This window comes from Bifidobacterium sp. ESL0704, assembly GCF_029392075.1.
Taxonomy (GTDB): Bacteria; Actinomycetota; Actinomycetes; order Actinomycetales; family Bifidobacteriaceae; genus Bifidobacterium.
On record NZ_CP113929.1, the window covers coordinates 1,778,056 to 1,791,169 of the forward strand.

The 13,114-nt window shown below is 43.2% G+C and carries 10 protein-coding genes; 1 reads left to right on the forward strand and 9 read right to left on the reverse strand.

Annotated features, from left to right (window positions below):
• Nucleotides 1-85: 85 nt before the first annotated feature.
• The 7 genes from OZX64_RS06450 to OZX64_RS06480 all read right to left on the reverse strand — a co-directional run bounded on the left by OZX64_RS06450 (nucleotide 86) and on the right by OZX64_RS06480 (nucleotide 10,210).
• Nucleotides 86-1,036, reverse strand: coding sequence for a zinc-binding dehydrogenase (locus tag OZX64_RS06450; RefSeq protein ID WP_277172158.1), 951 nt, complete (start codon nucleotides 1,034-1,036; stop codon nucleotides 86-88).
• A gap of 237 nt (nucleotides 1,037-1,273) precedes the next feature.
• Nucleotides 1,274-2,812 carry a DUF2130 domain-containing protein gene (locus tag OZX64_RS06455; protein ID WP_277172160.1) on the reverse strand — a complete coding sequence of 513 codons (1,539 nt, stop codon included), beginning with the start codon at nucleotides 2,810-2,812 and terminating at the stop codon, nucleotides 1,274-1,276.
• A 270-nt stretch (nucleotides 2,813-3,082) separates the two neighbouring features.
• A complete protein-coding gene (locus OZX64_RS06460; protein ID WP_277172161.1) occupies nucleotides 3,083-3,970 on the reverse strand; it encodes a hypothetical protein in 888 nt (295 codons plus the stop codon).
• A 269-nt stretch (nucleotides 3,971-4,239) separates the two neighbouring features.
• Nucleotides 4,240-5,466 (reverse strand): Shedu immune nuclease family protein, encoded by a 1,227-nt coding sequence (locus OZX64_RS06465; RefSeq protein ID WP_277172163.1) that lies wholly within the window; start codon nucleotides 5,464-5,466, stop codon nucleotides 4,240-4,242.
• Nucleotides 5,466-8,006 (reverse strand): GIY-YIG nuclease family protein, encoded by a 2,541-nt coding sequence (locus OZX64_RS06470; RefSeq protein WP_277172165.1) that lies wholly within the window; start codon nucleotides 8,004-8,006, stop codon nucleotides 5,466-5,468. Before OZX64_RS06470 ends, OZX64_RS06465 begins: the two co-directional genes overlap by 1 nt.
• A gap of 16 nt (nucleotides 8,007-8,022) precedes the next feature.
• Nucleotides 8,023-9,546, reverse strand: a complete 1,524-nt coding sequence (locus tag OZX64_RS06475; protein WP_277172167.1) for an Eco57I restriction-modification methylase domain-containing protein — start codon at nucleotides 9,544-9,546, stop codon at nucleotides 8,023-8,025.
• Entirely contained in the window at nucleotides 9,533-10,210 is a 678-nt protein-coding gene (locus OZX64_RS06480) for an SAM-dependent DNA methyltransferase (protein ID WP_277172169.1), read from the reverse strand. Before OZX64_RS06480 ends, OZX64_RS06475 begins: the two co-directional genes overlap by 14 nt.
• A 71-nt stretch (nucleotides 10,211-10,281) precedes the next feature.
• On the opposite strand from OZX64_RS06480, the gene OZX64_RS06485 reads away from it, so the two are divergent.
• The gene (locus tag OZX64_RS06485; RefSeq protein ID WP_277172171.1) at nucleotides 10,282-11,376 is read left to right on the forward strand and encodes a hypothetical protein; all 1,095 of its coding nucleotides are present in this window, start codon (nucleotides 10,282-10,284) and stop codon (nucleotides 11,374-11,376) included.
• Here the strand turns inward: OZX64_RS06485 and OZX64_RS06490 are convergent.
• Complete coding sequence (locus tag OZX64_RS06490) at nucleotides 11,337-11,969, reverse strand: sce7726 family protein (protein WP_277172173.1); 633 nt, start codon at nucleotides 11,967-11,969, stop codon at nucleotides 11,337-11,339. The genes OZX64_RS06485 and OZX64_RS06490 overlap by 40 nt on opposite strands.
• A 185-nt stretch (nucleotides 11,970-12,154) precedes the next feature.
• Nucleotides 12,155-13,111, reverse strand: a complete 957-nt coding sequence (locus OZX64_RS06495; protein WP_277172175.1) for a restriction endonuclease — start codon at nucleotides 13,109-13,111, stop codon at nucleotides 12,155-12,157.
• Nucleotides 13,112-13,114 lie beyond the last annotated feature (3 nt).

A 13,114-nucleotide genomic window follows, 5' to 3' on the forward strand; every position in this document is an offset into this window, starting at 1 on the left:
GGCCGCTAACAATTGCTGGCGAATACTCGGTGACGTCAGTTACATACCGCGTTTGTAACGGTATACGTTACAAACGCGCCATTCATCACTCATAGACGGCAACCAAGCGGCCACGGACGTCACCGGCCTGCAGCTTCTTCAAACCCTCGGGAATCTCGTCGAAAGAGATCTTGGTGGTGACCGGGTCGAGGTCGCCGGACTCCATGAGCTTATAGACGCCGGCGATGTCGTCCTTCGTGCCGCCGTTGGAACCGAGCAGGTTGACCTGACTTATGATGAGCGCCTTGGTGTTGATGGTGCTTTCGAGACGGCCCATGCCCACGAGCACGACGGTACCGTGCGTCTTGCACGCCTCGACCGCCTGGGCTGTGGTGGTGCCGAAACCAGCAAAATCGATGACCTTGTCGAACTTGATGCCCTCGGCCGCGAACTCGTCGATGGACTTCTTCACGTCGATGGCGCCCAGATCCTTGGCCATCGGCCACGCGGATTCCTTGACCTCGGCGACGTAGAGATTCGCGCCAAGCAAGTACGCGACGCGAGCGCCAATCTGCCCCAGCCCGCCGACGCCGATGATGCAGACATCCTCGCCCTTCTTGACGGCCGCGCGCGTGGCGACGGCGTGGTACGAGGTCATGCCCGCGTCCGTCGCCGCCGCACCCTTGACGAAGTCGACCGAATCGGGAATCGGCACCAGCGCCTGTGCGCCGATCGCAATCTTCTCGCCATAGCCGCCATCGAAACCGCCACCAGGAGTGCCGGCCGAAGTAGTCGGGCAAATCGCGACGCGGTCGCCGACCTTGAATCCTTCGACACCTTCGCCGACCTCGCTGATGACGCCCGCGTCCTCATGGCCGAGCGTGAAAGGAACGGTGTGGCCCTTCATCCAGCCCGGATCGGTGAGAAACCCGACGTCCGTGTGGCACAACCCAACCGCCTTCGTGTCGACGATGACTTCGCCGGCCAAGGCACGCAGCTCCGGCACCTCCTCCAGCTTCAGCGGTTTGTTGGTCCCGTAAAATCTCCATGCTTTCATGTTGCTGCCTCCTTCGGCTTACGTCGTTGAGCATTGGTTACGATGTACTATCGTAGTCCACCGGCAGGTTGTGAGTTTCTAATAACCGTCTACTCATTCCAACGCAATAAGCACTAAGAGCGGTCCTCAAGCCCACTAACAGCGCTTAAATCGAGGGCTCTATTTATAAAAATTAACCAAACAGATGCCGCACCACTCATCACTGCCTCAATAAAACTTAGATTCTAAAGTATCCCCCTATTGTTCATTCCCAGTCTTCTCTTTGTTGTTACTTTCAATCTCAGCAAACTTTGCCTTCATTGTTTCGTTTCCACGGGTAAGCCTACGGATAGTAACTCTCTGAGCTTTATCGTTGGCAAGGCGCAAATTGTTGTCTGAACCTTGAAGCGTTTCCTTTATTTTGTTGAGCTGCTTTATCGCTCTGTCGATCTCGTCGATGGCCGTCATGAACTTGCGGTGTGCCAAGTCAAAGTTGCGGCCGAACCCGCTCTTGAACTTATCGAGTTCCTCCTCGAAATGAGTGATGTCGATGTTCTGCGCCTTCATCTCGTTGAGCTCAGTCTTATATTGCATCGAGTTCTGTGCGGCGTTACGCAACAAAGTAATCATCGGAATGAAGAACTGCGGCCGGATGGCATACATCTTCGGATATTGGTAGGAAACATCGACAATACCTGTGTTATACAGTTCGCTTTCCGGCTCGAGCATCGAGACCAACACCGCGTACTCGCAGCCCTTCTCCCGCCGATCTTTATCCAGTTCCTTGAAGAAGTCCTCGTTCTTGTGCTTCGTGGACGTGCTGTCGGTCTCGTTTTTCATCTCGAACATGATGGAAATGACCTCAACACCGCTCTCGTCGGTCTCTCTGAAAATGAAGTCGCCCTTGCTGCCGGTTCTGGCGTCGTTGTCCTTCTCAAAATACGCAGTCGGGAACGCAGTCGCACGAATCTTGTTGAACTCGTCCTGGCAGAAGTGCTCCAAGGACTCTCCCACCATCTTCGTGGATTGCTTGGTCTTGAAGTCCTTCAGACGCTCAATCTCATCGTCACGCACTTTAAGTTCCAGCGCATATTGCTCCTTCTGCGACTTTGCTTCCAACTTGCGTTTAAGGTCGGCCTGATCGATATTGCTCTTGAGCTCAGCGATCTGCTTATCCTTCTCTGAAGCAATCTTCTGGCGTTCGGTTTCCAGCGTGGCCTTTGCCAGTTTCTCAGCCAATTCCTTCTCCAATCGCGCCTTATCCAAATCGCTCTTAAGCTGGTCACGTTCTTTTTCGACAGCGCTGACCGCAGCTTCCTGATCGTGCTTTTGCGACGTCTTTATCGAATCAATCTCGTTCTTGAGTTTTACGATTTCGGCGTCCTTGGCAGCTGAATTCTTTTCCAGCTCGGTTGCGGACTGCGCCTTTGCCAGTTCCAATGCCTTCTGCTGATCCAATTTCGCCTGTTCAAGCTGAGACTTCAACTCATCCCGTTGCTTCTCCACTGGATGCAGTGCCTCATTGACCGCTAAATCTTTGGCTGATGCACTGGCATCAAGTTTTGCCTGAAGATCCTGAATCTGCGCATCTTTGGCCGCCTCCGACTTCTGCAATTCGCCTTCAGCCTTGGCACGTTCCAGCTCAAGAGCCTTTTTCTGCTCTCGTCCAGCCGCATCAAGCCGCTCGTGCAGTTGCTTGTCAAACTCTTTGTCGCGCACTTGCTTGACGATATCGGCATACCCAGCCTCGTCAACCTTGAACGCCTTCCCGCAATTCGGGCAAACGATCTCTGCCATCTTTGGCTCCTAGTCTTATCTCTTAAATGCTTATTTTAAAATATTTTACCTTAAATTCTATTTAGGCTCAGGCACGATACAATACGGTAGTGTCCGGAGTTTTGTGCAGATTATAGATTCAAAAGACATCTCCAACTTTTCGTCCGCACCCCCGACACTCAACATTTTTGATTTATTTACATTGTTCCATCAATAAATCAAGAAAAACTAGATAACCTATCTACCTATCCAAACTTTATTATTAACAAAAGTTATGTATAACATTCTTTATTAATAAGCCTCATCGTTTTTTCTAGACAAGAAGATACTAAAACTAAAACAAAAATAAATTAAACCAATAAACCAGAAGAGCATAAATATTACACTCAATATAGGTAAAACACAATTATTGGGTAATAACTTAAGAAGATCCATACACAAAATATAACCAGGAATGCTACACCCAAACAAACTGCCAAAAAGAGGGGCAAGAAAACTAATCTTCGGGGTATTCAACCTTCTCATTTCAATCATTTTGTTAAAAGCCGACTCCTCATGATTAATCGCAAAACCACCTTCTGTATGCAGAAGCGGTAAAAGGTATGTTTGAAAAACAAAATTAATTTGTATTTCTTTCCACAGTTTCTGTATTCCTAAGCACAAGAAAATTCCTATAATAAAAATAATTGAAATTTCAAACAGACCAAGCAACTGATTTTTCGAAAAACCAGATGCGGCAGACTTTCCTCCATATACAAAAAATAATATGGCGGATACTAAAAGAAAACCATAAATGAAAACAAAAATCGTATAGAAAATAAAAGCAAAGAATTTTATAGGCTTGAATAATTTTTCAATTTCTGGATTGTCTTCTTCTAATCTCCCTCTTGCATATTCTTTAAATTGCTTTTGAAACTGCTTGATTTCAAGCTTATTTTGGAAGTAGATCTTTCGCTTTTCCAGAATTTTTCCGTCCCTTGACACGTCCAAAACAGAGCTCAAAGAATCTATGTATTGAATCTTTCTTTTCAGACGTTTACTACTATTAAAAATAGACGAATTTATTCCAAATTCTTTTATAATAAAGCACGAAAGCAAAATTATAATTACAATTAAAGTAACGCCAAATTGGAACTGCTTTGGCAATGAATCTATAACTTTCCCCAAGATTTCTTCCAAAATAATCCCTCTCAAGTGAAGTAATTATGGGTTATAGGCCAAACCCCGGTCATAACCAACTCGTTTTGCCTATAACCCGTAATTATTGTATCCAATTAATATTTCAACCTTACAAGTAACATCCGCCTTAACCTATGGCTTTGGAAAAGCTACCTTTCGCTTCAACGGCTTGTGAATTCCATAAATCTCGACGCATTCATGATTAACTACCATTTTGCCTACAAAACCCGCCTATTAATAAAAATATTCTCACTCAGCAATCAATACTTTTAATTATCTAATTGTTGAGATTCATCCTTCATACCAGCCATCCATTTAGCCCGTTCAAACAATTCGTCATAGGTGATTATTTCCGGTGATACTATATTACGCCTAAACAATTCAAAAGCTCTAAATTTTAAGTCATTAAATATCCCAGAAGTTTCATAAAAATCACGTTGCATAGAGCCAATAATCAAATAGCTTCGTGGCTGAAAAAGATACACACTTTCAATAGGCGCACCCGTCTCATCTCTTCTAATTACTTCATTATTGTGCGAATCATTTATAGAAGCTAAAACCTCATTCTGTAACTGTGCTATTCCACCAGCCAGATCTTTCGATGGCGCCCAACACTCAGGCCGATATTCGTTACTTTGTAATAATGGCGCAGTATGCTGTTTTAGCTCAATGTATACCATCGAACGCCCTGCACCAACGCTCATATATAGCGCATCAGCACGTTTGCCGGCATGATTGATACTATTGCCCTGCACAGATTTCTCAAGTTTATTTTTGTCAAATGGAACTAATAAACGTGAGTCTAGACAAGATCCAAGAATCCACTGATTTTTTTCAAAGAAATGCTGCCAAACCGACTCGGGTTTATGCCATTTTCTTGTAGCTTCTTCAAAACAATCAGAATCATTCAGTAAATTATCAAAAACATTTACTGCTTGTTTCCTCGCCGCAATTGCTATCACATCGTCAGCGTCTTCATCATTCTGAATCTGCTGACGAATTTTAGATTTGTCATGATTATAGATTTCACTAATGGAATCTTTATCAGACAATAATTTATCCAATAAGGCAGAATCGACCGGCCCAGAAAACTTACCGTTAGCCGAATAAGCAGGCAATCCCCGAATTAAATCAAAGAATGCATTCGCATCACTCTCATTGAGAGAGAGGACTACTTCTTTTTCATTTGGATGTCTTTTATCAAAACGCACAATATTTAGTTGCTTGCAACGACCAGCATCGCCAACCATTAATAATTCTACTTGAGATCTTTTGTAACTGGATTGAACCGACATATTTGTCATCTCCGTCTCATTAGGGATAGTCGCATCATCGCAACAAAAAACTTTCTTAACATATCGTGCATCTTTTCCATAATCCGAAGAGTTCTGTCTCCAATATGGTTTTGAAGGCAAAAAATAAGTTCTCCAAGGTAAACGCCTACATGCATATTCCCATTCATCCCAAGGAACTCTCGAGTGAAATTTTCCACTCATCACATCTCCTCAAATTCTTGGCTGGTAATTGACGTATTATATAAACCGACTCGCTTGTCGTTAGAATGCTTATCAATACCTGCATAGGAAAGACTCGCGTCTTCATAACGTTTGAACTTATAAACAGCATCATTCATACGTTCGCCATTGAACAGATCCAGGCTAACCAGCAATCTGAAGTCATCTTTGGTCAAGCCCGTCACTTTCTTGAACAGTTCAGGCTCCAACTTGGTAATCACATCCGCAAGAGAATACTCACGAAAATCGGTGAGATACATGAAAACCGGAATACGTGTAGCAAATTTAATGAGTTTCTCTTGTATCTGTTTACGTTTGGTCTTATATTCCTTCTCCTCATCACTGATTTCTTGTTTCTGCGATGGTGTAGCGTTATCGCCCAGTGCTTTTTTCTTGTCGCTTACCTCTTCAGATTTAGCAATGATAGTTTTCACATCCTCATTCAGACTACGGAAGCCCTCAATGTTCATCAAAGCATCCATTGCCTTCTGATTGTTCATTAGTTTTCTGAGGGTATTATTGTCAACGTTCACTAGCAATGCGCTCTCCCAGCGCTTTGCTAGCAATGTCGCTGAAGTACCAGATGTAGCAATATCAAGAACATCAGCAGCATTGAGTTGTCTCATGCTGCTACCGTCATAGGCAAGCACAGGCAGGAAATTAATAAAATCAGCCACACTTTGCTCTGGATTGGCATCTTTATCAGGGTTTAGCTTGCAGCTATAATCCGCTATTTGTCGCAATGCTCGATTCGGAGCAAAATCAAATACGTAACACTCTTCCTTCATTACTGCATGCCTATTGGGATGCCGACCATCAGGATTCGCAACCACCCAGGGCGATTGAACTCTGAATGCTGCTTGGAAATACGTTTCCGGACTCGACAGATTCCGCAGCATGAAAATACCACTCCATGGTTTGACTGTGACTCCCGTGGTTAATTTTCCACATGTTAAAGTGATGGTCTTAGTCTCCAGCGGGTTACCGAATGAGTTCAGAACCGGTTCAAGCGCCTTGGCTCCCATTCCTGCATGTTGGCCAGCAGCGACATTGACACGATAATCATGATAAAAAGTATTCTGATGTTGCTTCAACACATTGCGCATAGCATAGCAAGATGCAACCGAGGGAAGGAACCAAACCGTATGTGACAGAATGTTCTTAAGACGCGAATCAGAATACGGCATCGGGGGCCTCCTAAAGCCGGCATTCATGTCATCAATTGCCGCCTCAAGATACCCACCTCTAATAAGATCCAACCATTTCTGCACATCAGATTCATGCAGAAATTGGGCATCGTCACCTACGCCTTTCGCTTTAAAGAATTCATTAAGATCGAACTCATCTGCGTCACCTTGTGAAACGACTTCTTTGATGGAATCAGGAACTTTATATGTCATAAGAACCATCCGAGGCAAACCCTCATATGGATTTGGCCCATCAGCGGAATTCCATTCTTGCTTTGCTCTTTGCTCATCGGAATAAGTCCAATTGAAAATCTGTTCTTCGATAAACTCGCCATTAGCTATCGCGCGGAAAGGCGTACCGGAAAGGTACAGATAAGCGCCAGAAGTTATGGGAAGAAAATCCTCATTCCCTAGCTCAGTAACTTGTTTTTCAAACAGTTTTGTAACAGCTGTATCTGAAAAATCGCTTTCCAACTCGCTATTAGGTTGAGACCGATCATCTGTATTGGCTTCTTCAAAAAGACCTTTGGCATTCTGACGCCAAGCACCATAGTGATATTCGTCGAAAATCACTAAATCCCAAGGAATGGTATGAATCCATTCATTTTTAGCTTTAATGCCCCCAGAAGCACTTTTACCAAGTACATCTTGGAATGAATAAAAGCAGACGACTGGCTTATCTCTATCAGCGGTTTCATAAGTCAATTCAGTGTCGTTAGCGATGAACTGCCAGCCTTCGAAATCCTTATGAGAGAATAAATCTGATTTCCATGAATTTTCAACGGCTGGCTTGAAAGTGAGTACAAGAATCTTCTTGTAGCCCTCAGCTTTTGCCAGTTCATAACTAGCAAAAGTCTTCCCAAACCTCATTTTGGCGTTCCACAGGAAGCGTGGAGTTCCATCAGGATTCTCCACTTTATAGTTGTGGAAGTATTCTCTTGTTCTCCGTACAGCTTCCTGCTGCTCCGGACGCATCTTAAAATCTTCGACACGATCAGACAAAGACTCTTGGCGATTTCTTACAGCAACAATAGCCTTACGAACCGTCTCAACATCGCATCGGAACCATTCTTTAAAAGGATTAGGGACGCCATTGTTCTTTAATACTCGATGAACTGCTTTATCCCTAAATGACGTACCATCACTTCGTATCGCATCTTCCTCCAACACTATAGTACGGGCGAAATTCCCTGTACCTGTCTGTTCACCAACACGATCATTGACATCTCTCTTAGTATCTCCAACTTTAATCAGACCCTTATGGTCTTCATAAGGAACTGTATACCCATAAATCTTCGGAGACACCTGAGGCTTAGCAGGGAAAAAATTAGACATTCAACTCACTCACCAATCAATCCATTGGCTTAATCAAAGACTCAATAAACCGTTCCTCTGAAGAAGAAATGCCATACTTCTTATATAATTCCTCATCCGACCAACGAACCGAGAAATCCTGCATTGGCACAAATCCATAAACTTTAGAGGTTGCATGCTGCGAAGGTTTTCTAAGTAAAACAAGAAAGCGGAAAAGCCGAGTTTTCATATACGATATAACATTTTCACACTCTTCTTGCGATGCATAAGGCCCTACAAGCAGATATGTTTCAGTCGACACTGTATTAGGAGCGCCAAAAAATGGCTTTCCAATAATAGGATGAGGAAAAGCATCACTTCCGCTTCCCGCCTCAGGAACAAACACTTTATTTGACTTAATCCATGAGCGATTACTTCGAATCAAGGAACTCTCAATCCAGGAAGTGCCCTTATTCTCGTACAGCTTTATGCCATTGTCAATCCTGCTCTTTTTACCATGAAACGTGGTAGGTAGCCCGAAAGGTTTTCGCGCACTAACTTGTGATTCAAAAGTCGGCTCTTTTAAAAGTCTAACTTTCTTCAAAATTTGTACAGCTTCATTCCAGCGAATAAAGACGTCCGAACCTTCCTCTAATAAAGGTCGCTCTACTTCCCTGCCAGCCCCTGAACTTGTAATCGTTTGTACTTTACAATCACCTTTATTGTCACGATCCCAGAGGAAATAGCATACTCCTCCCTTAATCTGCACACCCGGAAAACAGTCCATAGCATTTGGATAATCATGGATCTCTCTTATCCTGCGATCGTGGAGCATATCATCTCTAAATTGATCGAGTCCCTTACCTCCAGCGAACCAGCGAGATGGAATAATCATCGTTAAGTATCGAGGGTTAAGTTTTTCTGCTTGTTCAACAAATCTCTGATAAATAGGAGATGCACTAACTCTATATCCTCCGTCACTCATCTGATAAGGAGGGTTACCGACGATTACATCAAACTGCATATTGAAAAAACTTTCTGGAGTGTATGTGTGCAAAAATTCGTAGGTATAGCTTTCAAGATCACTGGAGCGATCATATTGTTCTTTACTAGCACCGCAATATACGCACTGCTTCCCGTCCCAAACATGCGGATGCAGTGACGGCTCATCATATTTGATATTGCCTGCATCGTTATCGAATTTGCCACAAATCGAATATTTACCTGATGCATTTTTAGAACAATAAAGACTTCTACGTGAAATCAGAGAAGTCAACTCGGTAGTCGCAATACCGTAAACCTGATAGAGCAAGATATGGTTGATACGCTCGTACTGATCTGGTATCTTCTGCTTCAATCCCTCATTTAGACGTTTGGTAATTTCTCTAAGGAAGACACCAGTTTTAGTGAAAGGATCCAGAAACTTAGCATCTGGATTACTCCATAAGTCTGTCGGTAACTGGTCTAGAACTCGGTTGGCAAGACTAGGAGGGGTAAATACCTCGTCATTAGACAGATTAGCCAAACAAGATAAAACGTCAGGATTGTAGTTCTTTACAGCTATCTGATTATTCACACTCATCTAGCCCCACCTTTGCAAAATCGACCAACGGATAATCTTTGACTGGCGTTGGTACTATCTTACCCATATCATCGGCATCCATATGCTCAACCATGTCGAAGGTCGGTTCAGCCGTCGCAGTATTAACCAAAGAATCAAAGGCGAAATCGCACCGCTTGACTTTCCCGCCAGATACCAAAGACCATTCCGGGAAAACGATAGGTTTTCCAGCATTATCCTTCATACTGAGAGCATCGCCACATACGACGTTTCTTTCCAAGACGTAACGTATTGACTCGCGAACTGAATCGCGAGACTTCGTTTTAAACTTTGTCGTATATGCTTTATTAGCTGCAGCAAATAGCCTATCGCGACAATCCGCAATATTGTCGGGTAACAAATCAATCCCATACAACGACGCTATTGCCAAAAACAGATGACGCTCATATTCAAGTTGAATTTTCCCATACTTTTTCGCAACTACGATTAGTTTTCTCCTCAGGACTTCAATAAGAAAATTACCGTCCCCACAAGCCGGCTCAAGAAACCGGCTCTCAATTCGTTCGGTCTCCCCTTTGACCAAGTCAAGCATGGCATCCACTTCACGCTTGGCAGTAAACACTTCTCCGTGTTCCTCGACCCGTCGCTTCGACTTGATCTGAGATTCCGTTCTGAGTATTTCCACATTTTAAGTATACAGGTACTCTATTAACGATAATATAAAATTGACATTCAACAATTTCAAAGGAGAAGTCTGTGAACAACCAAAATATTTACAGCCCTCGTATTCTTCTGAAGCGAGGAGAGATGGGCGCCGTTAAACTATTGGATATAACTAATAATCCCTACAAAAATAGTTTCATTCCTATATTCGAACTTACAACAGTTGAAGGCTGGAAAACGGAAGATACCGTTGAAGCCGAACAAGAAAATACAATCCGAATCAAAACACAAATAAAACGAATTACTTCTTCTTGGGATAAGCGTCTGCCGGCTTTCTTAGACGGTTCGAATGCGGGAATAACTGAAGATGAAGAGTCTATTCCATTGACCCAAGCATTTATGGAGACAAAGGAATTAGTAGACTTTAATTTCATTCCTATTTCTCACACTCTCGACCTTTCAGACGAAGAATCAATACAGATTAGAAGAATGCTGGATTCACATCGTTGCTATAAAACGGCAATCCGACTGACTCTTAACTTATGGGAAACTTTCGGTTTAGATGCTGTAGACGATTGGCTCAAAGGTCTAAATCTCAGCCAATCAAACTGCTATTTAATTATTGATTTACAAAACCCCACTGATTTATCCGTATATGAATCAGCAAAATCACTAATTCTTTCTTTCAACGAGAGATTCTCGGAATGTCCAATAATTTTACTTTCCACTTCTGTACCAGATTCGGGACAGTTTACTAAAGTACTCACACCATATCCGAGATCTGAATGGATTAACTGGAAATCAATTCAAAAAGACTGTCAAAATATAATCTTCGGAGATTACGGCACTGTGGGCTTATACCAAGAACTTGCCATTGACCCTAAATTTATACAAATTTCAGGAAAATTTAAATACACCTTAGAAGACAATTGGTACATAGCAAAAGGAGGTCTTTTTAAGAGCAATAAAGCTGATAAAAGTTTAGGGGGCGTATCAGTTAAACCCGTACTTGAAGCTATTTCAAAATTACCAGGTTTTAATCCAACCCATTGCTCGGCAGATACTTGGATTAAAGAACGAGCAGAAGGAACGGTTGACACAAAACGATATGGGAATTCTGCTACTTGGATTACTCAAGCGATGCTACATCACATAGAGACAGTGCTTGAACAATTAGCAGAATTATAATATTCTCTTTCGTCATGCCAGTTTTGTCTATCCTTCAACTTACAGCGCACAATTAGCCTAATCTGGGATAGAGTGAAGTTTTGCACTACTCTGTCCCAGATATCACTACGTTGTTTATCATATAAGCCTTTACCTAAACCATAATCTCTGAGTACATCCAAAGCCTCATCTTTCCATAAAAACTGAACAACCGATGAAGGATCAATTCTAGTTTTATTGGTATGAGCCGAACGATACTTACGTAAATAAACATTCCCTTTTTGCGATGTTTTAGCTACATAGATACCCCAGAAATCAGGAAGTATTTGTAAGGACTGTTCAAGATGATTTGGAGCCACAACTAAATTGCAATAATCCATCACTTTTGAATAATATTTAATTTGTTTCGGCAACCGATCAAGATTGTCGCTTTCGCTTTTCAGCTCATACCCCGTAAGATGCCCGTTAATGACAGCAATATCTGCACGCACTTCTCCGCATATGTCAAGTTCATTGAGAATTTTGGCATCCGCTGTCATTAAGCTACTTTGGTTCTCAATCATCTTCCAAGTAGCCATACGGATATCAAAGTCATGCATTTTAGGTTGAGGCATAGAACAATTTAAACACGGCTTCTGTGCACTTTTTGTAAAATCCATACAATCGAAAATAATATTACAGCCGAACAAATGGAATCAAAAAAAATTCCACCTCCAAAAATTTTTAAAAGTCGACCATTCGAATCGTGGCGCGACTTCTAAAAGTCTAAACCAATAAGCGGTTCTAAATATTCATTCAATTATTCAAATCTATACCTCATATCCACAGGAATTTGGGACAAAAGGTCGCTTTCTGCCAGTTCAAAAATTGCTGAATTGACGAAACCTTGCGATGATGACTTGCCCCAGGCCTGCTGACACATTTGGACCAGAGTACTGCCATCGATAAGTTGGATATCGGCTTCATTCGCATATTTGACAGCCTGAGCTGTATAGGTGCTTGTCGTGATAAAAATCAGCCCCTGCGCATGTTGTATCTCGTTGGCACCGGCAAGCTTGCGCAAAAACGGCAGACCGACATGGCGATAGGGCTCGAAGCACTTGCACTCCGCAATATACGTGCGACCATCTTTGATCATTTTCAAATCAAATCCACCATCGTTGTTGGACTGGGTAACCGCAACCTGGTAACCAAAGTTTCGATAGAGGTCGGCACAGAACGGCTCGAAATCGGCGGGTTGCGACGAGAAACTGTCGACAATCGCCTGAACCGACGTGGCACGTTGCCGCACCTTGACCCGCTGAACCGCACGCTGGCGCTTGAAGGATTCCTCGCGCGAATAACTGATCGAATTCCCGTGATGCCGCATGTCGAGTACAAGACCGTACAAGGTCAATGGGTTCTTGGATTTGAATGAGAACCCTGCAACTTCGAGCGTACTTTTCGGCTTGCAGATTTTATTGTTTGAATGCCGCCGATCGGCGGTGCCATCCTTCTTTGAGAACTGCCAGTATGGGTAATTCAAAACAAAGCTGCCAATCCCATCGTCATCTCGTGAATGACTGATTCTGACGCCTTTCGGCACCTCGACGTCGCAGGTTTTGCGCACTTTCCCCTTCAACCATATCTGCCGAAGTTCACGAAGCACCAGGACAACCATAATGATGCCAGCAGCAGTTATCACCAACGGAATTATGTGAGCCTCCAAAACTGGAATGAGCTTGATGAGTTTGTCGCTAACGTCGAAATCAGTCATAAA